At 68.3% G+C, this 22,197-nt stretch carries 22 protein-coding genes; 16 read left to right on the top strand and 6 right to left on the bottom strand.

Going from position 1 to position 22,197, the window contains the following annotated elements; genetic code table 11:
- Positions 1–99: 99 nt before the first annotated feature.
- A complete protein-coding gene (locus tag FG99_RS27135) occupies positions 100–360 on the bottom strand; it encodes a hypothetical protein (RefSeq protein WP_009615762.1) in 261 nt (86 codons plus the stop codon).
- A 174-nt stretch (positions 361–534) separates the two neighbouring features.
- Positions 535–1,410: a LysR substrate-binding domain-containing protein gene (locus tag FG99_RS27130; RefSeq protein WP_009615764.1), complete on the bottom strand. Its 876-nt coding sequence runs from the start codon at positions 1,408–1,410 to the stop codon at positions 535–537.
- 233 nt (positions 1,411–1,643) lie between these two features.
- Between FG99_RS27130 and FG99_RS27125 the strand changes: the two genes are divergently transcribed.
- The 10 genes from FG99_RS27125 (at position 1,644) to FG99_RS27085 (ending at position 11,999) form a co-directional block, all read left to right on the top strand.
- Entirely contained in the window at positions 1,644–2,825 is a 1,182-nt protein-coding gene (locus tag FG99_RS27125) for a porin (RefSeq protein ID WP_051879288.1), read from the top strand.
- A gap of 90 nt (positions 2,826–2,915) precedes the next feature.
- On the top strand, positions 2,916–3,860 hold the full coding sequence (locus tag FG99_RS27120) for a LysR substrate-binding domain-containing protein (RefSeq protein ID WP_043273317.1): 945 nt from the start codon (positions 2,916–2,918) through the stop codon (positions 3,858–3,860).
- 212 nt (positions 3,861–4,072) lie between these two features.
- Positions 4,073–5,497: an aldehyde dehydrogenase gene (aldA, locus tag FG99_RS27115; RefSeq protein WP_043273316.1), complete on the top strand. Its 1,425-nt coding sequence runs from the start codon at positions 4,073–4,075 to the stop codon at positions 5,495–5,497.
- A gap of 88 nt (positions 5,498–5,585) precedes the next feature.
- Positions 5,586–6,884 carry an MFS transporter gene (locus FG99_RS27110; protein WP_256568159.1) on the top strand — a complete coding sequence of 433 codons (1,299 nt, stop codon included), beginning with the start codon at positions 5,586–5,588 and terminating at the stop codon, positions 6,882–6,884.
- Positions 6,881–8,098 carry a mandelate racemase/muconate lactonizing enzyme family protein gene (locus FG99_RS27105; RefSeq protein ID WP_043273313.1) on the top strand — a complete coding sequence of 406 codons (1,218 nt, stop codon included), beginning with the start codon at positions 6,881–6,883 and terminating at the stop codon, positions 8,096–8,098. The genes FG99_RS27110 and FG99_RS27105 overlap by 4 nt, the downstream gene beginning before the upstream one ends.
- Before the next feature lie 53 nt (positions 8,099–8,151).
- Positions 8,152–9,801, top strand: a complete 1,650-nt coding sequence (locus FG99_RS27100; RefSeq protein ID WP_043273311.1) for a GMC family oxidoreductase — start codon at positions 8,152–8,154, stop codon at positions 9,799–9,801.
- Between the two features lie 93 nt (positions 9,802–9,894).
- A complete protein-coding gene (locus FG99_RS27095; RefSeq protein ID WP_009615778.1) occupies positions 9,895–10,476 on the top strand; it encodes a DJ-1/PfpI family protein in 582 nt (193 codons plus the stop codon).
- Positions 10,477–10,509: 33 nt separating this feature from the next.
- Entirely contained in the window at positions 10,510–10,812 is a 303-nt protein-coding gene (locus FG99_RS27090; protein WP_024128433.1) for a ribbon-helix-helix domain-containing protein, read from the top strand.
- 420 nt (positions 10,813–11,232) lie between these two features.
- Positions 11,233–11,400, top strand: a complete 168-nt coding sequence (locus tag FG99_RS31695; RefSeq protein ID WP_009615782.1) for a YhfG family protein — start codon at positions 11,233–11,235, stop codon at positions 11,398–11,400.
- A gap of 2 nt (positions 11,401–11,402) precedes the next feature.
- Positions 11,403–11,999, top strand: a complete 597-nt coding sequence (locus tag FG99_RS27085; protein WP_043273309.1) for a putative adenosine monophosphate-protein transferase Fic — start codon at positions 11,403–11,405, stop codon at positions 11,997–11,999.
- A gap of 143 nt (positions 12,000–12,142) precedes the next feature.
- Here the strand turns inward: FG99_RS27085 and FG99_RS27080 are convergent, their stop codons facing one another.
- Complete coding sequence (locus FG99_RS27080) at positions 12,143–13,666, bottom strand: fumarate hydratase (RefSeq protein WP_043273308.1); 1,524 nt, start codon at positions 13,664–13,666, stop codon at positions 12,143–12,145.
- Positions 13,667–13,920: 254 nt separating this feature from the next.
- Here FG99_RS27080 and FG99_RS27075 point away from each other — a divergent pair, with 254 nt between their 5' ends.
- From FG99_RS27075 to FG99_RS27065, 3 genes are read left to right on the top strand one after another with little or no spacing between them, the layout of a single operon-like run.
- A complete protein-coding gene (locus FG99_RS27075; RefSeq protein ID WP_043273307.1) occupies positions 13,921–15,048 on the top strand; it encodes a GGDEF domain-containing protein in 1,128 nt (375 codons plus the stop codon).
- Positions 15,041–15,976, top strand: a complete 936-nt coding sequence (locus tag FG99_RS27070; protein WP_043273305.1) for an iron-sulfur-binding ferredoxin reductase — start codon at positions 15,041–15,043, stop codon at positions 15,974–15,976. Before FG99_RS27075 ends, FG99_RS27070 begins: the two co-directional genes overlap by 8 nt.
- A 48-nt stretch (positions 15,977–16,024) precedes the next feature.
- Complete coding sequence (locus tag FG99_RS27065) at positions 16,025–16,798, top strand: enoyl-CoA hydratase (protein ID WP_043273304.1); 774 nt, start codon at positions 16,025–16,027, stop codon at positions 16,796–16,798.
- 634 nt (positions 16,799–17,432) lie between these two features.
- On the opposite strand, the gene pyk is transcribed toward FG99_RS27065, so the two are convergent.
- The 3 genes from pyk to FG99_RS27050 form a co-directional block, all read right to left on the bottom strand.
- Positions 17,433–18,884, bottom strand: a complete 1,452-nt coding sequence (gene pyk, locus FG99_RS27060) for a pyruvate kinase (RefSeq protein WP_043273302.1) — start codon at positions 18,882–18,884, stop codon at positions 17,433–17,435.
- 65 nt (positions 18,885–18,949) lie between these two features.
- Positions 18,950–19,879, bottom strand: coding sequence for a universal stress protein (locus FG99_RS27055; protein ID WP_043273301.1), 930 nt, complete (start codon positions 19,877–19,879; stop codon positions 18,950–18,952).
- Positions 19,880–19,943: 64 nt separating this feature from the next.
- Positions 19,944–20,750 carry a tetratricopeptide repeat protein gene (locus FG99_RS27050; RefSeq protein WP_043273300.1) on the bottom strand — a complete coding sequence of 269 codons (807 nt, stop codon included), beginning with the start codon at positions 20,748–20,750 and terminating at the stop codon, positions 19,944–19,946.
- 101 nt (positions 20,751–20,851) lie between these two features.
- On the opposite strand from FG99_RS27050, the gene FG99_RS27045 reads away from it, so the two are divergent.
- The 3 genes from FG99_RS27045 (at position 20,852) to FG99_RS27035 (ending at position 22,144) form a co-directional block, all read left to right on the top strand.
- The gene (locus FG99_RS27045; protein ID WP_043273299.1) at positions 20,852–21,223 is read left to right on the top strand and encodes a tetratricopeptide repeat protein; all 372 of its coding nucleotides are present in this window, start codon (positions 20,852–20,854) and stop codon (positions 21,221–21,223) included.
- 76 nt (positions 21,224–21,299) lie between these two features.
- Positions 21,300–21,725 carry a DUF4124 domain-containing protein gene (locus FG99_RS27040; protein WP_009615806.1) on the top strand — a complete coding sequence of 142 codons (426 nt, stop codon included), beginning with the start codon at positions 21,300–21,302 and terminating at the stop codon, positions 21,723–21,725.
- Between the two features lie 59 nt (positions 21,726–21,784).
- Positions 21,785–22,144, top strand: a complete 360-nt coding sequence (locus FG99_RS27035; protein WP_009615807.1) for a PilZ domain-containing protein — start codon at positions 21,785–21,787, stop codon at positions 22,142–22,144.
- Positions 22,145–22,197 lie beyond the last annotated feature (53 nt).

The following is a 22,197-nucleotide window of genomic DNA, read 5'->3' as shown; positions in this document are numbered from 1 at the left end:
TACGGTCGGGGGATGTCCTGCTCCAGGCGCCTGGTCGAAGAGGGCCACGCCGAGGGTGCCCTCCAGGGCTGCTAGGCGCCGGGAGACGGCCGCGTGGCCTCAGGGACTCATCAGCCCGCGGATGCGCCGGGTGAGGTCGTCCAGCTGGCGCAGGGTGCCGACGTCGTGGGCGCGTTCGTCGTCCGCCTGCGACAGGCCCAGGGCGACGTTGGCCAGGGCGTGGACCCGCGCGGGTTCCACGCCCAGCACGTGGGCGACGCGCTTGGCGGTGGCGGTGTCGTTCAGGGCTTCCTGGGCTGCGTCGAGCAACTCCTTCAGCAGTCGCTCGTCCAGCAGGTTCAGTGTGTGCTTGATAGACATGATCGGGTCCTTGCGGTGGCGATTTCCGGCGTCCGTGAGCGGGGGCGGACTCCAGCGCATGATCTTGGACCGCCATGCCTTTGGGAGGAGCGCGAAGGCCTGTGCAATTCCTCCGAGTCGGACGGGGGAGATTTCCACGCGAGGGGCGAAGCTGTCGGCAAATCCTCAAAACGGCTAGGGGTTGCTCATCAGTTCCAGCCAGTCCTGGAAGCGCTGCACCTTGGACAGGCCGCGCTTGTCGGCGGGGATGTCGAGCCAGTAGCCGTAGGGGCCGAGCACTTCCACCGGGGTGATCGGCAGCAGGCTGCCGGCGGCCAGTTCGCGTTCGATCATCTGCCGGTCGATCACCGCCAGGCCGCCGCCGGCCAGGGCGGTGTGGATGACCTGGTCGAGGGTGCTGAACTCGATGCCGCTGCCGGCGTCGACGTCGTTGCGGCCCACGGCTTCCAGCCAGTTCTCCCAGACCTTCAGGCGCTTGCCCTCGTGGAGGATGTGCAGCAGCGGGTGGGCGTGCAGCTCCGGCGGGCGCTCGCCGTCGAACAGTTCCGGGCTGGCCACGGCGATGTGCCGTTCCATCACCAGCAACTGGCTGTGGCAGTGGGCGGCGGCTTCCAGGCCGAAGCGGATGCGGCAGTCCAGTTCGCCGGGGTTGTCCGCGTCCTGGGCGTTGGTCACGCTCAGGCTGATGTCCGGGTAGCGCTGGAGGAAGCTGCGCAGCCGCGGCGACAGCCAGCGCGTGCCCCAGGTCGGCGGCGCGAGGATGCGCAGGCGCTGGCGCAGGTTGGGCACGCGCACCGCCTGCAGGGCGCGCTCGATGCGGTCGAAGGCCTCGCCCAGGTGCGGGGCCAGGGCGCTGCCGGTCTCGGTGAGGGTCAGGCCGCGCGGCGTGCGCACGAACAGGCTGACGCCCAGGTAGTCCTCCAGTTGCTTGATCTGCCGGCTGACCGCGCCCTGGGTGACGTTGAGCGCCTCGGCGGCGCGGTTGAAGCTGCGGTGGTGGGCGACTTCCTCGAAGACCCGGAGCATGTTCAGGGGCGGCAGGCTGCGCATGGGGCGGCTTCCGAAAGGGCGCGCGGGGTGGCGCGCGCGGGCTGGTCGTGGTGCGCCGATTCTAGCGCCGGGGCCGGTTCTGCAAACATGCGTTTTTCTCCGGTTCGCCCGGCGATTTAGTCGTTTGTGCGCGGCTCGCGCCAGGGGCTAGTTTCGGCCGCGCACAAGGTGTGGGGGGAGTGTCCGCGCCGGTGCGCCGAATAACGACAAGAACTTCGCCGAGGCTTTCCATTGTGGCCAGATTTCCCCTGCCGCGCCGCTGTGCGCACCTGCTGTTTCCCGTCCTGCTGACTTGCAGCGCCGCCGCCCTGGCGGTGCCGGTGACGGACGAACTCGACGTCGGCGGCGCCATCCGCGCGCGCTTCGACCACGACCCGGACCGCGACATCGACAAGGCCGGCTTCGACACCCTGATGCTGCGCGCCACCTATACCTCCGACAGCTGGATAGGCGCGGCGCGCTACCGCTTCTACGGCAAGCAGTACCCCTACCAGTACACCGACCACATCGGCGACGTCGCCTTCGCCGAGTACGCCTGGGTCGGCTACCGCTTCGACGCCGAGCGCCAGGTGCAGGTCGGCCTCAACCAGATTCCCTTCGGCCTGCAGCCGTTCTTCGGCAGCACCTTCTACGAGACCCTCGGCAACGTGGTGGGCCTGGAGGACGTCTCGGCGGTGGGCGCCAAGTACATCCAGCAGCAGGGCGACTGGAACCTGCAGGCGGGCCTGTACGGCCGCCCGGCCTGGCCGGGGCGCGGCACCAGCAACGGCAGCACCTACTCCACGGTGGTGACCTCGGCCGACGACTACGTGCCCGAGGGCACCCGCAACCAGGAACGGCAGATAGTGGTCGCGCGCCTGGCGCGCTCGCTGCAGCTGGGCGACTGGAAGTCCGAGGTGGGCGTGTCGGCCCTGACTTCGCGCCTGGAGAACAAGGACACCCACGACGCCGGCCGGCGCAACGCCTACGCCCTGCACTACCTGGGGCAGAACGGCCCCTGGGGCGTGCAGCTGCAGGCCGGGCGCCAGCAGATGTCGCCGCGCAACCCGGGCAGCGACGAGGTGGTCAGCTTCGGCGGCTACGACGGCACCTTCAACGTCGCCAGCCGCGGCAACCTCTACGTCGGCGACCTCAGCTACAGCTTCCCCGGCACCTTCGTCGGCGGCTGGGTGAGCGGCCTGAAGGTGTACGGCAACTACAGCCGCTTCGACAAGTCGGCCAGCGGCTTCGACGCCTCCGAGCGCTTCATCCTCGGCACCTCGTTCTCGGTGCGTTCCTTCTACATCGCCGTGGAATGGCTCAACGGCCGCAACGACCCCTACATCGGCGGCAGCAGCTACACCGACAGCCTGGCCCAGGGTGGCACCGACCACTGGGAGAACCAGCTCTACGCCAACGTCGGTTATTACTTCTGAGCCTCGGCGGCGGCCCTGGTGACTCTAGGGCTGCTGCCATACTCCAATGCGCATGCCGCGTCCAACGGGGGCGCGAGGGGAGGGCCAGCGATGAAGCGCAAGATCCCGGCGCTCAATGCACTCAAGGCGTTCGAGGTGGCCGGCAGCACCGGCAGCTTCACCCGCGCCGCCGAACTGCTCAACGTCACCCAGAGCGCGGTCAGCCGCCAGGTGCGCCAGTTGGAGGAGCAGCTCGGCGAGCCGCTGCTGCAGCGCCGCCACCACCACCTGCAACTGACCGACGCCGGGCGCATGCTGCTGCGCGCGCTGCAGCAGTCGTTCGACCGCATCGAACTGACGGTGCGCGGCATCCAGCAGCGCCAGCACCTCAACCGCCTGCGCCTGAACGCCCCGCCGACCTTCGCCAGCCGCTGGCTGCTGCCGCGCCTGGGGCGCCTGCGCGAGGCCCATCCGGGGCTGGAGGTGACCCTCACCACGCACCTGCAGGACAGCCTGGCCGAGACCGGCACCCTGGACTGCGCCATCCGCTTCGGCAACGGCGAGTGGGAGGGCCTGGACAGTTCGCTGCTGATGCACGAGAAGCACATCGCCGTATGCGCGCCGGGCCTGCTGGCGCAGCGCGAGGAGCCGGAGCAGGGGATGCCGCTCAACGGCATGACCCTGCTGCACGTGCTGGCCCGCGACGACCAGCGCTACCTGACCTGGCGCCACTGGCTGGACGCGGCGAAGATCCAGGGCGTCGACTTGCAGGGCGGCTACGAGTTCGACCTGTTGGACATGGCCATCCGCGCCGCCATCGACGGCCTGGGCGTGACCATGGCCGACCGCCAGATGGTGGCCCGCGAGCTGGTGGCCGGGCAGTTGGTGCAGCTGCTCGACGTACAGGTGGACGGCCACCAGTCCTACTGGTGGGTGAGCCGCCCGGGGCAGGAACTGCCGGAGCACGTGGAGCGCTTCCGCGACTGGCTGCTGGAAGAGGTGCGCCTGGCCGAGCGCAGCCTGGACAACGCCGCGCACATCGTCAGCCCGCGCTGAAACGCCGCCGGGTAACATGCGAAAAACGCAGGTTGCCCGGCGCTATTAATCGTTTGTCCGGCCTGCCGCGCCTGTCGAAACTTGGCCATCCAAGAACGACAAGAGTGTTTCCCATGCCTGCCCGCACCCGCCTGCCGGCGCGGCCTAGCGCCCGCCCCGCGTCGCTCCTGTCGTTCCTCCGCCACCGCGCTGCTTGAACCACAGGAATGCCCATGCGTACTGACCAGAACTTCATCGACGGCCGTTTCCGCGACGGCTCCGTGGCCGCCCGCATCGCCGTGTCCGACCCGGCCACCGGGGCCTGCATCGCCGAGGTGCCGGCCGCCAGCGAGGCCGAGGTGCGCCAGGCCGTGGAAGCCGCGCAACGCGCCCAGCGCGACTGGGCCAGGCTGCCGGCCATCGAGCGCGGCGAATACCTGCGGCGCTTCGCCGAGGCCATCGAGCGCAACGCCGCACGCATCGGCGAGGCGCTGGCCCGCGAGTCCGGCAAGAGCCTGCAGGACGCCACCAACGAGGCCGTCTACGCCGCGCAGATCACCCGCTACCACGCCGAATGGGCGCGGCGCATCGAGGGCGAGGTGATCCCCAGCGATTCCCGCGACGAGACCATCCTGCTGCAACGCGAGCCGATCGGCGTGGTGGCCTGCCTGATCCCCTTCAACTACCCGGTCTACACCCTGCTGCGCAAGGTCGCCCCGGCGCTGATCACCGGCAACACGGTGGTGGTGCGGCCGAGCAACAACACCCCGACCTCGGCCTTCGAGATCGCCCGCGCCGCCGCCGAGGCCGAGCTGCCGGCCGGCGTGTTCAACGTGCTGACCATGGTCCACGAGGTCGCCGCCACGCTCTGCCAGCACCCGGCGGTGGGCATGATCACCCTGACCGGCAGCGTCGGCGCCGGGCGCACCGTGCTCGACTACTGCAAGGCGAACATCGCCAAGCCGTCGCTGGAGCTGGGCGGCAAGACCCCGGCGATCATCGAGGCCGACGCCGACCTGGAGCAGGCGGCCAGCGCCATCGCCGCCTCCAAGACCACCCACTGCGGCCAGCTGTGCACCGCCATCGAGCGCGTGTACGTGCAGGCCAGCGTGCACGACCGCTTCCTCGCCCTGCTGCGCGACAAGCTTGCCGCGGTGCGCAGCGGCGACCGCAGCGAGGACCCGAGCCGCATGGGCCCGCTGGTCAACGAACGTTCGCGCCAGGAAATCCATGCCAAGGTGCAGCGCGCCCTGGCCGAAGGTGCCCGGCTGGAATGCGGCGGCGTGCTGCCGGAAGGGCCGGGCCACTTCTACCCGGCCACCCTGCTGAGCAACTGCCGCCAGGACATGGAGATCGTCCAGGAGGAAATCTTCGGCCCGGTGCTGCCGGTGCTGCGCTACGAGACCCTCGACGAAGCCCTGGCCATGGCCAACGACCATCAGTTCGGCCTGTCCTCGGTGCTCTACAGCGAGAACTACCGCACGGCGATGAAGGTGGCCAACGCCATCGAGGCCGGCGAGCTGTACGTCAACCGCACCCCCGCCGACCCCTACCAGGGCTTCCACGCCGGCTGGAAGCGCTCGGGCCTGGGCGGCGACGACGGCAAGCACGGGATGCTGGAGTTCACCCAGACCCGCCTGGTGGTCCTGAAGTACTGACGAGCCGCGCCGGGCGCCTGCCTGCGCCCGGCGCGCGCCGCGCTTTTCCGACAACCCGCCGGTGCCAGCGCCGGCCACGAGACGCATGATGAAAAAAACAATAAGTGCAGAGGCCATGCCCATGGCCGTTCCGTCCAGCGCCAACCTGTCGCGCTACCTGCAACTGGCGTTGCTGGTGCTCGCCGCCGGCGCCATCTACCCCATGCTCTACCTGCGCCAGGTGTACCAGAGCACCATGCTCGAGGCCCTGGCCATCAGCAACAGCGAGCTGGGCTACCTGTATTCCATCCTCGGCAGCGCCTTCCTGGTCAGCTACCTGCCCAGCGGCTGGCTGGCCGACCGCATCTCGCCGCGCTACCTGATCAGCTTCTCGCTGCTGGGCACCGGCGTGCTGGGCCTGTGGTACGCGCAGCTGCCCGGCTTCCAGGCGCTGCTGGCGATCTTCTGCGGCTTCGGCATCACCACCGGGCTGACCTTCTGGGCCTCGCTGATCAAGCGGGTGAACATGCTCGCCGGCGAGGCCGAGCAGGGCCGCTTCTTCGGCGTGCTCGACGGCGGCCGCGGGCTGGTGGAGGCGCTGCTGGCCACCGTGGCCATCGCGCTGTTCGCCTACGTCACCGAAACCCGCGGCGAGCGCAACGCCGAGGGCCTGCAACTGGTCATCCACCTCTACGCCGCCTGCTGCATCGTCCTCGGCGTGGTGCTGATGATGCTGCGCGACCCGCAAGGTGCGCAGGGCGAGCGCGCCGCCTCGGGCAAGGGCAACCTGCTGGAAGACCTGCGCACCCTGGCGCGCATCCCCGAGCTGTGGCTGGTGACCGCCATCGTCTTCTGCGGCTACCACTTCTTCTGGGCCACCTACAGCTTCTCGGCCTACCTGCAGGAAGGCGGCTTCGGCCTGAGCGCGACCATGGCCGGGCTGATCACCACCATCAAGCTGTGGATGCGCCCGGTCGGCGGCATCGGCGGCGGCTGGCTGGGCGACCGCTTCTCCAAGACCGGGGTGCTGACCTGGGCCATGCTGCTCTCGGCCCTGGGCATGCTCGGCCTGGTGCTGCTGCCGAGCCTGCACGTGCTGAGTGTGCTGGTGTTCCTGGTGATCTTCATCGGCCTGATGACCTATGCCATCCGCGGCCTGTACTGGGCCATCCTCGACGACTGCCACATCCCGCTGCGCGTCACCGGCCTGGCCATCGGCATCATTTCCCTGGTCGGCTATTCGCCGGACGTCTTCCTGCCGCTGCTCAACGGCTGGATCACCGACCGCTTCCCCGGCTTCGTCGGCTACCAGATCTACTTCTCCTACGTCGTGGCGGTGGGCCTGCTGGGCGTGGTCGCCACCCTGATCCTGAAGAAACGCATCGACAAGAGAGCGCGCCAAGCATGAAAGTCGTCTCCCTGCAGACCCACGTGGTCGCCGTCCCGCCGCCGCACATCGGCGGCATGTACTGGCTGTTCGTGACCCTCAAGACCGACTGCGGCATCGAGGGCGTCGGCGAAATCTACGCCGCCACCTTCCACCCCAGGGCGATGGTCCCGGTGATCGAGGACGTGTTCCAGCGCTACCTGCTGGACCAGGACCCGCACCACATCGAGCGCTTCTTCCGCCGCGCCTACTCCAGCGGCTTCACCCAGCGCCCGGACCTGACCATGATGGGCGTGGTCAGCGGCCTGGAGATGGCCTGCTGGGACATCGTCGGCAAGGCGGCGAACAAGCCGGTGTACGAGCTGCTCGGCGGCAAGGTCCACGAGCGCCTGCGTTCCTACACCTACCTGTACCCGAAGAACGCCCGGGGCGAGTACGACTATTCCGACCCGGACCTGGCCGCCGAATGCGCGGTGCACAACATGAACCTGGGCTTCACTGCGCTGAAGTTCGACCCGGCCGGGCCCTACACCGCGTTCTCCGGCCACCAGCTGTCGCTGGAAGTGCTGGAGCGCTGCGAAACCTTCTGCCGCAAGATCCGCGAAGCGGTGGGCAGCAAGTGCGACCTGCTGTTCGGCACCCACGGGCAGATGGTGCCGTCCTCGGCCATCCGCCTCGCCCGGCGCCTGGAGAAATACGACCCGCTGTGGTTCGAGGAGCCCATCCCGCCGGGCCAGGAAGAGGCCATGGGCCAGGTCGCGGCCAAGACCAGCATCCCCATCGCCACCGGCGAGCGGCTGACCACCAAGTACGAGTTCTTCCGCCTGCTGCAGGCCGGCGGCGCGTCGATCCTGCAGATGAACGTGGGGCGCTGCGGCGGCCTGCTCGAAGGCAAGAAGATCGCCTCCATGGCCGAGGCCTTCTACGCGCAGATCGCCCCGCACCTGTACAACGGCCCCATTGGCGCGGCGGCCAGCTTCCAGCTGGCGACCTGCACGCCGAACTTCCTGATCCAGGAAAGCATCGGCACCTGGGACGGCTTCCACGCGGAAATCCTCAAGAAGCCGCTGCACTGGGAAGACGGCTACATCATCCCCTCCAGCGAGCCCGGCCTGGGCGTGGAGCTGGACATGGACGTGGTGCGCCGGCATTCCCCCTACACCGGCGAGCGCCTGCACCTGCAGATGGGCCCGGAGCCGGTCGACGTCAAGGACAACGCCCCGGCCAAGGGCTGACACCCGCGCCCGCGCCGGCCGGCGCGGGTCCCCTTACTTGCGGTACGAGATTCATGACTTACGACTACATCATCGTCGGCGCCGGCTCGGCCGGCTGCATCCTCGCCAGCCGCCTGAGCGAATCCGGCGAGCACAGCGTGCTGCTGTTGGAAGCCGGCGGCAAGGATTCCTCGCCCTGGTTCAAGGTGCCGGTGGGCTTCGCCAAGCTCTACTACAACCCGACCTTCAACTGGATGTACTACAGCCAGCCGCAGCAGCAGCTCGCCGGCCGTCAGCTGTACGCGCCGCGCGGGAAAGTGCAGGGCGGCTCCGGCTCGATCAACGCGATGATCTACGTGCGCGGCCAGGCCCACGACTTCGACGACTGGGCGGCCAATGGCAACGACGGCTGGTCGTTCAAGGAAGTGCTGCCGTACTTCCGCAAGCTGGAGTCCCACCCGCTGGGCGCCAGCGAGTACCACGGCGCCAGCGGGCCGATCCGCATCAGCCCGATGAAGGGCCACACCCACCCGATCTGCGACGCCTTCCTCGAGGGCTGCGAGGAGCTCGGCTACCCACGCAGCGAGGACTTCAACGGCGCGCACTTCGAAGGCGCCGGCATCTACGACGTCAACACCCGCGACGGCCAGCGCTGCTCCAGCAGCTTCGCCTACCTGCACCCGGCGCTGGGCCGGCCGAACCTGAACATCGAGCGCCACGCCCAGGTGGAGCGCGTGCTGTTCGACGAGAACAGGCGCGCCATCGGCGTGAGCCTCAGCCAGCATGGCGTGCAGCGCGAATTCCGCGCCCGCCGCGAGGTGATACTGGCGGCCGGCGCGGTGGATTCGCCGAAGCTGCTGCAACTCTCCGGCGTGGCCGACAGCGAGTTGCTGCGCCAGCACCACATCCCGGAAGTGCTGCACCTGCCGGCGGTGGGCAAGAACCTCCAGGACCACCTGTGCGTCAGCTACTACTACAAGGCCAACGTGCGCACCTTGAACGACGACTTCGGCTCGCTGCTGGGCCAGGCGAAGCTGGGCCTGGAGTACCTGTTCACCCGCAAGGGCCCGCTGTCGATGAGCGTTAACCAGAGCGGCGGTTTCTTCCGCAGCGACGAAGGCCAGGCGCACCCGAACCTGCAGCTGTACTTCAACCCGCTGTCCTACCAGATTCCCAAGAGCAGCAAGGCCAGCCTCAAGCCGGAGCCGTACTCGGGCTTCCTGCTGTGCTTCAACCCGTGCCGGCCGACCAGCCGCGGCGAAGTGCGCATCGCCTCGAAGAACCCGGCCGACGCGGCGCTGATCGACCCCAACTACCTGAGCACGCAGAAGGACATAGACGAAGCCATCCAGGGCAGCCGGCTGATCCGCAAGATCATGAATGCACCGGCGCTCAAGGCTGTGACTGTGGAAGAGGTGCTGCCGGGTGCGGCGGTGCAGTCCGACGAGGCGATGCTGCAGTACTTCCGCGAGAACTGCGGCTCCATCTACCACCTGTGCGGCAGCTGCGCCATGGGCGCCGACCCGCAGTCCAGCGTGGTCGACAAGCGCCTGCGGGTGCACGGCATCGAGGGCCTGCGCGTGGTGGATGCGTCGATCTTCCCCAACGTCACCTCCGGCAACACCAACGCGGCGGTGATGATGGTGGCGGAGAAGGGCGCCGAGCTGATCCTGGAGGATGCCCGCCAGGTCCGGGCCGAAGTGCCGCAGCGCCTGGCGGTGTAGTAGCGGCCTATTACCCGCCGCGGCGGGGAGTGGCTAACCTGTCTGGCATGCCCGGCCGCCCATGGCCGGGCCTCTGCCCGGAGGAATGCTGCGATGGCCGCGAAGAAGATCCTGATGCTGGTCGGCGACTACGCCGAGGACTACGAAACCATGGTGCCGTTCCAGGCGCTGCAGATGGTCGGCCACGTCGTCCACGCGGCGTGCCCGGACAAGAAGGCCGGGCAGAGCGTGCGCACCGCCATCCACGACTTCGAGGGCGACCAGACCTACAGCGAGAAGCCGGGGCACAACTTCGCCCTCAACGCCGACTTCGCCACTGTTCGCGCTGAAGACTACGACGCGCTGCTGATCCCCGGCGGCCGCGCCCCGGAATACCTTCGCCTGAACGCCAGGGTGATCGAACTGGTGAAAGCCTTCGACGCCGCGAAGAAACCCATCGCCGCCGTCTGCCACGGCGCCCAGCTGCTGGCCGCGGCCGGCGTGCTCAAGGGCCGCTCCTGCAGCGCCTACCCGGCCTGCGGCCCGGAAGTGAAGCTGGCCGGCGGCGAATACGTGGACATCCCGGTGGACGCCGCCCACGTCGACGGCAACCTGGTCAGTGCCCCGGCCTGGCCGGCGCACCCGGCGTGGCTGGCGAAGTTCCTCGAAGTGCTCGGCACGAAGATCAGCCTGTAGACTGGCGTTCGCGTCTATAGAAGGAGGCAGAGCATGTGCGAACTCTACGTGAAGGCCGACCCTATCCTCTACGAGTCGCGCTCCCGCTCCCTGCGCATCCGCGGCGTGGTCACCACCCTGCGCCTGGAGAACCAGTTCTGGGACATCCTGCGGGAGATCGCCGAAGTGGACGGCATGACCACCAACCAGCTGATCGCTAAGCTCTACGACGAGGTGATGGACTACCGCGGCGAAGTGGTCAACTTCGCCTCCTTCCTGCGCGTGAGCTGCACCCGCTACCTGGCCCAGCGCCGCGACAACATAGTGGAGCTGAACCGGGTGCCGCGCAGCGCCTGATCCCCGGCCCTATAGGAGCGGGCCCTGCCCGCGATTTCGCGCGCAGGGCGCGCTCCTACATGGGAATGCCGCAGGTGGCGCTTTTCGTAGGATGGCGTTGAGCGAAGCGATACCCACCAGCGCAACTGAGCCGGGTGCCGCGCAGCGCCTGATCCCCGGCCCTGTAGGAGCGGGCCCTGCCCGCGATTTCGCGCGCAGGGCGCGCTCCTACATGGGAATGCCGCAGGGGGCGCTTTTCGTAGGATGGTGTTGAGCGAAGCGATACCCATCAGCGCAACCGCATGGGTTTCGCAAGCTCAACCCATCCTACGAAGAGCGCCTTGGCGCAATCGCGGAGGAATCCGCGCCGGGGAATACGCGGCCAAGTCGCGCCAGCTCACGTATAATGGAATTTCAGCCCCTGAAGCGAGGCATCGACTGGTGAAAACCCCCAGCCTGGAAGCCAAGAAGGCCTACTGCGCCAAGACCCGTCGTTCCAACTACGCGGCCAGCCTGCGTCTGGAAGGCTACGAAGTTACTGAGAGCGACGCCGCCCGCGAATTGCCCAGCCGCGAAGCGGTCCTGCGCGCCTACCGCAAGCAGGCCTGAGCCTGGACAAGTACGGTGCCGGCCAGGACCCGTACTGCTATCCGGGTACGAGCGTCCTGCGCAATCGTCTCGATCTTCACAGCGATGACCTGCTGTCCCGCGCCGAGCGCGACCTTTCCGAAATCGCCGCCAGTCATCTCGACTTCGAACCGCCGCCTTACGACCTGGCATACCTGAAACGCATCCACCATATCCTGTTCCAGGACCTCTACGACTGGGCCGGGCAGATTCGCAGCGTGGATATCTCCAAGCGCGACACCCATTTCTGCAACGTCAATCGCATCGAACCGGAAGCGGACAAGATTTTCCGCGCCATGGCGCGAGCCAACTGGTTCGAGGGCTACGAGCATGAGCGACTGATAGTGGCCGTGGCCGAGCATTACGGCGACCTCAACATGATCCACCCGTTCCGCGAGGGCAATGGCCGGGCCCAGCGCATCCTGTTCGAGCACCTGATCGTCAACGTCGGCTTCGAGGTCAGTTGGTGGGCGGTGGAAGAGAACGAGTGGATTGGCGCCAACATCGACGCAGTGCTCTGCGACTACAGGGCGCTGGAACGCATCTTCGCGCGCTGCATCGGCCAACCCATCGGATCGTAGGGCGGATGACCGTTCGCGGTTATCCGCCGTTGGCGTTGGCGTGGTGGCGGATAACGCCTGGGGCGTTATGCGCCCTACGGTTTCCGCAGATATGAAAAAGCCCGGCGCATGGCCGGGCTTTTTCCTGGCGCTGAAGCGAAGGCTTACTTCACTTCCACCGCCAGGCTGTGGGCGATCTTGTCTTTCCAGATCGCCGGACCGGTGATGTGCACCGACTCGCCGTTGGTGTCGACCGCCACGGTCACCGGCATGTCCTTCACGTCGAACTCGTAGATCGCTTCCATGCCCAGTTCGGCGAAGGCCAGGACCCTGGACTTCTTGATCGCCTGGGCCACCAGGTAGGCGGCGCCGCCGACGGCCATCAGGTACACGGCCTTGTTGTCCTTGATCGCCTCGATGGCGATCGGGCCGCGCTCGGACTTGCCGATCATGCCCAAGAGGCCGGTGCTTTCCAGGATCTGCCGGGTGAACTTGTCCATGCGGGTGGCGGTGGTCGGGCCGGCCGGGCCGACCACTTCGTCGCCTACCGGGTCGACCGGGCCGACGTAGTAGATGAAGCGGCCCTTCAGGTCCACCGGCAGTTCTTCGCCCTTGTTCAGCATGTCGACCATGCGCTTGTGCGCGGCGTCGCGGCCGGTGAGCATCTTGCCGTTGAGCAGCAGGGTCTCGCCCGGTTTCCAGCTCTGCACTTCTTCCGGGGTGATCTTGTCCAGGTCGACGCGGCGCGCGGAGGGGCCGGCTTCCCAGACGATTTCCGGGTAGGCGTCCAGCGGCGGCGCTTCCAGCTCGGCCGGGCCGGAGCCGTCGAGCACGAAGTGGGCGTGACGGGTGGCGGCGCAGTTGGGGATCATGCACACCGGCAGCGAGGCGGCGTGGGTCGGGTAGTCCATGATCTTCACGTCGAGCACCGTGGTCAGGCCGCCCAGGCCCTGGGCGCCGATGCCCAGCTGGTTGACCTTGTCGAACAGCTCCAGGCGCAGTTCCTCGATGCGGTTCTGCGGGCCGCGGGCCTTCAGCTCGTGGATGTCGATCGGGTCCATCAGGACTTCCTTCGCCATCACCGCGGCCTTCTCGGCGGTGCCGCCGATGCCGATGCCGAGCATGCCCGGCGGGCACCAGCCGGCGCCCATGGTCGGGACGGTCTTGAGCACCCAGTCGACGATGGAGTCGGACGGGTTGAGCATGGCCATCTTCGACTTGTTCTCGGAGCCGCCGCCCTTGGCCGCGACGTCCACTTCCACGGTGTTGCCCGGGACGATGGAGTAGTGGATCACCGCCGGGGTGTTGTCCTTGGTGTTCTTACGCGCACCGGCCGGGTCGGCCAGGATGGAGGCGCGCAGGACGTTCTCCGGCAGGTTGTAGGCGCGGCGCACGCCTTCGTTGATCATGTCGTCGACGCTCATGGTGGCGCCGTCCCAGCGCACGTCCATGCCGACGCGGACGAACACGGTGACGATGCCGGTGTCCTGGCAGATCGGGCGGTGGCCGGTGGCGCACATGCGCGAGTTGATGAGGATCTGCGCCATGGAATCGCGGGCGGCCGGCGATTCTTCGCGTAGGTACGCCTCATGCATGGCCTGGATGAAATCGACCGGGTGGTAGTAGGAGATGAACTGCAGGGCATCGGCGACGCTCTGGATGAGGTCGTCTTGCTTGATCACGGCCATGGAGCACGGTCCTCTTCAGGCGGGTATGTCAGGCGGGTATTTCAGGCGGCTAAGCCACGTACACCGAACGCGTCCGGTCAGGCACCGGCGCAAAAAGGGCGCCGTAGTATAGCGCCGTGCCAGGGCCGGGCGCACGCGCCGGCGATCCGACCTTGGTCGGCAGGGGCGGCAAGCGCCCACTTTCCGGTCGGCTAGGCATGCTGTGGCTTTGATAGTAGAGTGAGGGCCAAGTGCCATTACGGGATGGAGCCCCCATGAGCACACCGAGTTCCCCGCTGAAGCAGCGCGCCCTCCAAAAACTATTGTTCAGGCGGTTCGGCATGGCCCTCGGCACCTACGCGATGGCCCTGCTGCTGCTCTGGCTGACCGTGATCGGCGACTTCTACCATGGCTCCCCGGCGTTGGCGCTGGCCGCCACCCTGTGCGCCGTGGCCAGCCAGGCGGTGTTCTTCTGGCTGTTCGCCAGCGGCCGCAACCAGCGCTTCGTCGACGCCAGCCTGACCGAGCCGCAGGTGCTGGTGGCGCTGGTCTGGACCACCTTCTTCCTGGCCCATGTCGACAGCGTGCGCGGCACCCTGATGGTGCTCTACGTGCTGATCCTGCTGTTCGGCGTGTTCCAGTTGCAGCCGCGGGTGTTCGCCCGTTGCGCGGGCCTGGCCTTCATCGCCTTCGCCGGCCTCAACCTCTGGGAAGCCTTCCGCCAGCGCCTGCAATTGCCCGGGCAGGCCGTGCTGCAACTGCTGGTGCTGTTCATCGTGCTGGTCTGGCTGACGTTGTTCGCCGGCTATGTGCAGGCCCTGCGCCAGCGCATGCGCCAACGCCGCTACGCGCTGCAGGCGCACCAGGACACCCTGCGCGGGATGATGCGCCAGCTGGAAGACCTGGTGGCCACCGACGAACTCACCGGGCTGTTCAACCGCCGCCACTTCCTGCGCCTGGCCGGGCGCGCGCTGGACGATCTGGACGAGGGGCAGCGCCACGGCCTGGCGCTGATCGACCTGGACCACTTCAAGCGCATCAACGACGTCCACGGCCATTCCGCCGGCGACCGCGTGCTGCAGACCTTCGCCGCGGTGGCGCGGGCCTGCCTGCGCGAGGGCGACGTGCTGGCGCGCTACGGCGGCGAGGAGTTCGTGCTGCTGCTGCCCGAGGCCGACAGCGACCGCCTCGCCGCCTGCTGCGAGCGCCTGCGCCAGGCCTATGCGGCGGCCGAGCCGATGGGTGTGGAAGTGCCGGTGCTGAGCCTTTCCGCCGGCATGACGCTGCTGCAGAGCGGCGACGATCTCGACGAGGCCTTGCAGCGGGCCGACCAGGCGCTCTACCGTGCCAAACGTAGCGGACGCAATCGCTGCGAGGCGGCATGGGAGGAGAGCGATGCCTGAACTGCATGCCGGCGGCCGACACTGGGAAGTGGCCGCCGGAAGCAACCTGCTGGATGCCCTGCGCGCCGAGGGGATCGCTATTCCCTACAGCTGCCGCGCGGGCAGTTGCCATGCCTGCCTGGTGCGCTGCAGTGGCGGCGAGCTGCTCGACGATCGCCCCGAGGCGCTGGACGCCGCGCGCCGCGCCGAGGGCTGGCGCCTGGCCTGCCAGTGCCGGGTGGTAGCGGACTGCGTTGTCGAGGTCTTCGACCCCCAACGTGACGGCCTGCCGGCGACGGTCGCCGAACTGCACTGGCCGGCGGCGGACATCCTGCGCCTGCGCCTGCAGCCGCAACGGCCCTTGCGCTATCGAGCCGGCCAGCACCTGGTGCTGTGGCTGGGCGAGGTGGCGCGTCCTTACTCTCTCGCCAGCTTGCCGGACGCCGAGCCCTGGCTGGAATTCCACATCGCCTGCCAGGCCCCCGGCGCCTTCTGCGACGCGGCGCGCCAGCTGCGGGTGGGCGACGAACTGCGCCTGGGCGAACTGCGCGGCGGCGCGTTGCATTACGACGCCGAATGGCAGGAGCGCCCGCTGCTGCTGATGGCCAGCGGCACCGGCCTGGCGCCGCTGTGGGGCATCCTGCGCCAGGCCCTGGACGAAGGGCACCAGGGGCCGATCCGCCTGCTGCACCTGGCGCGCACGCCGGCCGAGCACTACCTGGCGGCGGAACTGGCGGCGCTGGCCGCGGCCCATCCCGACCTGCAGGTGGCGCTGGCGCTGCCGGCCGATCTGGACGCGCATCTGGCGCAATTCCGCCTTGTCTCGCGGCGAAGCATCGCCTTACTCTGCGGCCAGCCCGCCAGCGTCGAGCGCTTCGCCCGCCACCTGTACCTGGCCGGGGTGCCGCGCGGCCAGACCCTGGCCGACCTGTTCCTCTCCCACGCCTGAGCCGGGCCGCAGAGCCCGGCCGCCACAGCCTGCTGCCAAGGAGTTGCCATGAGCCAACAGATTCTCGTCGAGCGCGAGCAGGGCCTGCTGACCCTGCGTCTGAACCGCGCGGACAAGATGAACGCGCTGACCCGGGAAATGTACGCGGCCCTGGCCGACGCCCTGGAGGCCGCCGAGCACGACCGCGGCGTGCGCGTGGTGCTGATCGCCGGCAACGCCGAGTGCTTCACCGCCGGCAACGACATCCACGATTTCCTCCAGTACCCGCCCAGCGGCCAGGACAGCCCGGTGTTCCGCTTCATGCGCGCGCTGATGGAGTTCAGCAAGCCGGTGCTGGCGGCGGTGGCCGGCCCGGCGGTGGGCATCGGCACCACCCTGCTGCTGCACTGCGACCAGGTCTTCGTCGCCCGCGGCGCCAAGCTGAAGATGCCCTTCGTCAACCTCGGCCTGTGCCCGGAATTCGGCTCCAGCTTCCTGGTGCCGCGCCTGCTCGGCCACGTCCGCGCCGCCAGCCTGCTGATGCGCGGCGACGGCTTCAGCGGTGAACAGGCGGTGGCCTTCGGCATCGCCAACGAGGCCCTGGCCGACGGCGCCGCCGCCCTCGAACGCGCCCGCGAAGTGGCCCAGAGCCTGCAGGCCCTGCCGCCGGCGGCCCTGGCGCTGAGCAAGCGCCTGCTCAAGGCGCCATACATGGACGAGCTGCGCAAGGTGGTGGCGGAAGAGGGCGAACTGTTCGTCCAGCGCCTCAGTTCGCCGGAAGCCCTGGAGGCCCTGAGCGCCTTCACCCAGCGCCGCCAGCCGGACTTCTCGCGCCTCGCCTGAGCTGGACGGCTGCCCACAGAAACTGTGGGCAGAGCTGTGCATAACCTTGGGGCCAACTGCCCGGGCGCCCGCCGGGCCTGGGTTGTGCGATGTTGTGCGGTATTTGATCCATCGCCCGTTCCGCTGCCGGCCGGGGCCTTCGTAAGTGCCTGATTTGCTGGAATTGTCCTACAGTCAGCCGGTGGCGCGAGTTGTGCGATCAGCGCACCGGGCTTGCCCACAATAACTGTGGGAAGGCCTGTGGATAAGCTTGGGGCGGAAGGGCCGGGGGCGCGTGGTTGCTAGGGTTGGGCGGCGCTGGCCGGGTTTTGATCAACTGACTTGAAGGCGGCCGTGGCGATGGGGGCACACGCCGGTTGGTCTTGGATGGTGGCTTGGCCGCTGCCCTCTCCCTAACCCTCTCCCTGAAGGGAGAGGGGACTGGTTCGGCGCGAACTGTAACCGCGGTGCTTTCCGGCAACTTCGGTGTTGCCGGCGAAAACCATTATTTCCCACTTGCACGGACGGCCCCCTCTCCCTTCAGGGAGAGGGCTGGGGAGAGGGAACGGAGCCGAGCCAACGCCGCGATACCCCCGGCGAAATCCCCAAAAAACAAAGGCCGCCCAAAGGCGGCCTCCATCACTCACCATCCCACTCAGACCAGCAGGTCCCCCACATGCAGCACCTTCATGGTGTTGGTGCCGCCCTGGGTGGTGTAGCTGTCGCCCTTGGTCAGGATCACCCAGTCGCCCTTGGTCACCACGCCGCGTTGCAGCAGCGCGTCCACGGCTTCCTGGCTGACGCGCTCCGGCGGCAGCGCGGCGGGGTCGAAGGGGATGGTCTCGACGCCGCGGAACAGCGCCACGCGGGCCTGGGTCTCGCGGTGCGGGGAGTAGGCGAAGATCGGCACCGAGGAGCGGATGCGCGACATGATCAGCGGGGTGTAGCCGCTCTCGGTGAGGCAGATGATCGCCTTGATGCCCGGGAAGTGGTTGGCGGTGTACATGGCCGCCAGGGCGATGCTCTCGTCGCAGCGCTCGAAGGTTTGGCCCAGGCGGTGGCTGGATTTCTTGGTGGTCGGGTGCTTCTCCGCGCCCTGGCAGATGCGCGCCATGGCCTGGACCGCTTCCACCGGGTACTCGCCGGCGGCGCTCTCGGCCGAGAGCATCACGGCGTCGGTGTAGTCGAGCACGGCGTTGGCCACGTCCGAGACTTCCGCGCGGGTCGGCATCGGGTTGTGGATCATCGACTCCATCATCTGCGTCGCGGTGATCACCGCCTTGTTGTAGCGGCGGGCGTGCAGGATGATTTTCTTCTGGATGCCGACCAGCTCGGCGTCGCCGATTTCCACGCCGAGGTCGCCGCGGGCCACCATCACCGCGTCGCTGGCGCGGATCAGGCCGTCCAGCGCCTCGTCGTCGGCCACGGCTTCGGCGCGTTCGATCTTGGCCACCAGCCAGGCCTTGCCGCCAGCTTCGGTGAGCAGGCTGCGGGCGTATTCCATGTCCTTGGCGTCACGCGGGAAGGACACGGCGACGTAGTCCAGGTCCATGCTCGCGGCCAGCTTGATGTCGGCCTTGTCCTTTTCGGTCAGGGCCGGCGCGGTCAGGCCGCCGCCGCGGCGGTTGATGCCCTTGTGGTCGGACAGCGGGCCGCCGATCAGCACTTCGCAGACCAGCTCGTCGGCCTTCACCTGCTTCACCACCATGACCACGCGGCCGTCGTCCAGCAGCAGCTCGTCGCCCACGCCGCAGTCCTTGACCAGGTCCGGGTAGTCGATGCCCACGACTTCCTGGGTGCCGGCGTCGCGCGGGTGGCTGGTGGAGAAGCGGAAGCTGTCGCCCACGGCCAGTTCGATGCGCTTGTTGGCGAACTTGGCGATGCGGATCTTCGGCCCTTGCAGGTCGCCGAGCAGGGCGACGAAGCGGCCATGCTTGGCGGCCAGGTCGCGCACCAGTTGGGCGCGGGCACGGTGCTCGTCGGGGGTGCCGTGGGAGAAGTTCAGGCGGGCGACGTCGATCCCGGCGAGGATCAGTTGCTCGAGGACTTCGGGGGACTGGCTGGCTGGGCCGAGGGTGGCGACTATCTTGGTGCGGCGGACGGACATGCGGGACTCCTTGGAAGACGAGCGTGCGGGCCGGCGGCGGGAGCCGGGCCGGCCCGGCGGCCATCTTACCCCTTTTCCGATGACGGTTCGCCTGCCGGCTTGAGCACCAGCAGGTCGCACTTGACTTCTTCCAGCACGCGCTCGGCGGTGTGGCCGATCAGCGCGCTCTCCAGCTGGCCACGGGCCACCGCGCCCATCAGCAGCAGGTCGATGCCCTGGTTGCGGACGAACTCGGGGATCACCTCCTCGGGGAAGCCCTGCAGCAGGTGGGTGTCGCCGGCGGACATGGCCGGGTGGGCGGCCATCAGCATGTGCAGGGCCTGGCGGTGGTGCGCCTCGGTGGCCTTCAGGTGTTCGTCGTAGCTGCCCAGCAGCTGGGCGTCGAAGGCCAGGGTCTGCGGCAGCGCCACGTAGGCGTGCAGGTAGCTCGCGTGCAGGCCCAGGCGGCGGTTCAGCTCCAGCGCCGTGGCGATCAGCCGGCGGTCCAGCTTCGCCGGCTTGTCGCCCTCGTGCAGCGGGTCGAGGGCGGCGCACAGCTTGCGCCCTTCCCAGGTGCCGTGGTGGACCAGCCACAGCGGCGTCTCGCAATGGCGGATCAGCTGCCAGTCGGTGTTGGTCAGGAACAGGCGCTTGAGCAGGCCGTGGCGGCTGCTGGACTTGAGCACCAGGTCGGGCTGGTGCTCGGCCACCGCGGCGAGTATCTCGCGGTACAGCGGCTTGCCCCAGCGGGTGTGGCAGCGCACGTCCAGGCCGGCCTGGCGCAGCGGCGCGGCCAGCTTGTCGAGCCAGTCCAGGCGCTCGGTCTGCTGCAGGATGCGCACCCGTTCCAGTTCGTGCTGCGGGATCAGCAGGCCGTTGTCCAGCGCCGGGTTGTAGTCGCACACCAGCAGCGCCACGCTGGCGCCGCTGCGTTCGGCGATCCACTGGGCGCGGGTCAGGGCTGGCTGGTCGTCGCGGGTGGGGTCGATGACCACCAGCAGGTGCTGCAGTTTCATGGTCGGCTCCTCGCTTGGCTGCTGCCATTGCAGTGCAAGCGTAGCCGGCCCGGCTTGACCTGCGTCAGTCGCCGCCCTGGTTCAGCGCCTGGTCCAGGTGGCGCGCGGCCTTGTTCGCCAGCTCGCCGTCGGGGTAGTCCACCAGCAGGTGGCGCAGGTAGCCGATGGCCTTGGCGCGGCTGGGGTGCGGGTTGTCGGGTGCCATGTACATCAGGCCCAACTGGTACAGCGCCTTCTGCTTGATGTCGGCGGGGATGGCCGGGTCGTTGACCGCCAGCAGGTACAGCTGCTCGGCCTCGGCGACGCGGTCCTTGAGCACCGCGCGGCGCGACAGCAGGGTCATGTCCGGGTCGAGGCTGGTCTTGTTCAGGTCGAGGTTCTGCTGCGGCTTCCAGGTGGCCAGCAGCTCGCGGGCGTTCTTCTGCACCGGCTCCTTCGCCCGCTGGCGGATCATCAGGATGCGCGCGTCGGCGTGGCTGGCCGCGGCGGTGCCGGGGAACTCGCGGTCGATGCGCTGGAAGTAGTCCAGGGCCTTGGCGTCGTCGCGCTGGTCGTTGTAGCGGCTCATGTAGATCAGGCCGATCTGGTACAGGGCGATGGCGCGCACGTCCGGGCTGTAGCGGCTATTGTCGTAGCCGCTGAGGTAGAGCCGCTCGGCCTCGGCGCTCTGGTTGTCGCGGATGGCCTGGGCGCTGTAGGTGAGCAGGTCGCCTTCTTCCTCCACCGCGGCGGTCATGCGGTCGCTCTTGAGCTTCTTGTACTCGGCGACTTCGCCGGTGGTGACCTGGGCGACGAACAGCGGGGTGGTCGGCGAGCAGGCGGCCAGCAGGCCCAGCAGGACGGCGAGGGGCAGGGCGGGGTGCAAGCGCATGGCATCTCCTTGGCGCCGGGGCGGGTTCCCTGCGCAGTCTAGTGATGCCCTTCAGCGCGGCCAAGGCGCGCCGATACAGTTCCCAACGGAGGATATGCCCCATGCGAACCCTGTGCATCCTGGCCCTGGCGGCGAGTGTTACCGGCTGCAACAGCTGGTCGACCAACAAGAACCTGGACAACGCCTACCGCGCCTACGAGCGCGGCGATTGCGAGCAGGTGATGCTCGACCTGTCGCGCGCCGAGCGCAAGAGCCGCGCGCGGCCCTGGCTGCAGCCGGAGATCTCGATGCTCCGCGGCCTGTGCCTGGAGCGCCAGAAGTACTACGTCGACGCGGCGCAGACCTACGATTTCATCATCGCCCGCTACCCGAGCAGCGAATATGCCTACCGCGCCAAGGCGCGCCTGGAGACGCTGCGCCAGAATGGGCGCCTGACGGGCGAGGCCGCCCAACCGTTGCCGGCGCGTCCCTGACCGCCGGTCGTTGCCGGCTTGAGCGGGCCCGGGTGCTCGCTAAGCTCAAGAGGCTGCCTTCAAGGAGGAGGTTGCGATGCGTGCGTTGCTATGCCTGTGCATGGCCCTGGCCCCCTTGCTGGCAGCGGCCGACATCTATCGCTGGACCGATGCCCAGGGCAAGGTGCATTTCAGCGAAACCCCGCCGCCCGGCGCCCAGCGCGTCGAGGTCCGGCCGCAGGTGGTCGAGCGCGATGCCGCCACGCGCGAGCGCGAGGAGCGTACCCGCCAGTTCTACCAGGCGCGCAGCGAGGAGCAGGCCGCGGCGCGCAGCCGTGCCGCCGAGCAGCAGGCCAAGGCGGGCGCCGAGTGCGACCGCCTGCGCGACCAGTTGGCGACCTTGCAGCGCGGCGGCCGCTACTACTCCACAGATACCAAGGGTGAACGCCTCTACTATAGCGACGAGCAGATCGATGCCGCTCGTCGCTCGCTGGCCGAGCGAGTGGCCGAAGGTTGCCGTTAGTGCTGGCCGCAGGGCGGTCGCGCCGTCATACTGGGTAAAACTCATAGCGAATAGCCATTATGCGTCATCAACGACACATAGAGCGCCATCAGCTGCCGTACTACCTGAAGGTGTTCAATAGCATCACCGACAAGCCCATGGGCTACCTGGGCAACGTATCGCTGGACGGCATGCTGCTGATCAGCCAGCTGCCGATGCTGGTGGGCGGGCGATTCGACATGCGCCTGAAGATTCCCGGGCAGGACGGCAAGCTCCAGCACATCGACTTCAGCGGCACCTGCCAGTGGTGCCACGAAGACGTCACCCCGGGCAGCTTCGACTCCGGCTTCAGCCTGGTGGCGCCGCCGGCGGAGTACGTCGAGCTGGTCGAAGCGCTGCGCCGTTATTTCAGTTTTCGCCGCCAGGTGGAGTCGGTCTGAGCCGCGGGATGCGCTGAACCGACCTGGGCGGTAGTGAAGGAAAGGGAAATATC

The sequence above is a fragment of the Pseudomonas sp. AAC genome, assembly GCF_000725445.1.
In the GTDB taxonomy this organism is placed as follows: domain Bacteria; phylum Pseudomonadota; class Gammaproteobacteria; order Pseudomonadales; family Pseudomonadaceae; genus Pseudomonas; species Pseudomonas citronellolis.
The sequence above is the reverse complement of the archived record's forward strand: the minus strand, read 5'-3'. Positions and strand labels throughout refer to the sequence as shown.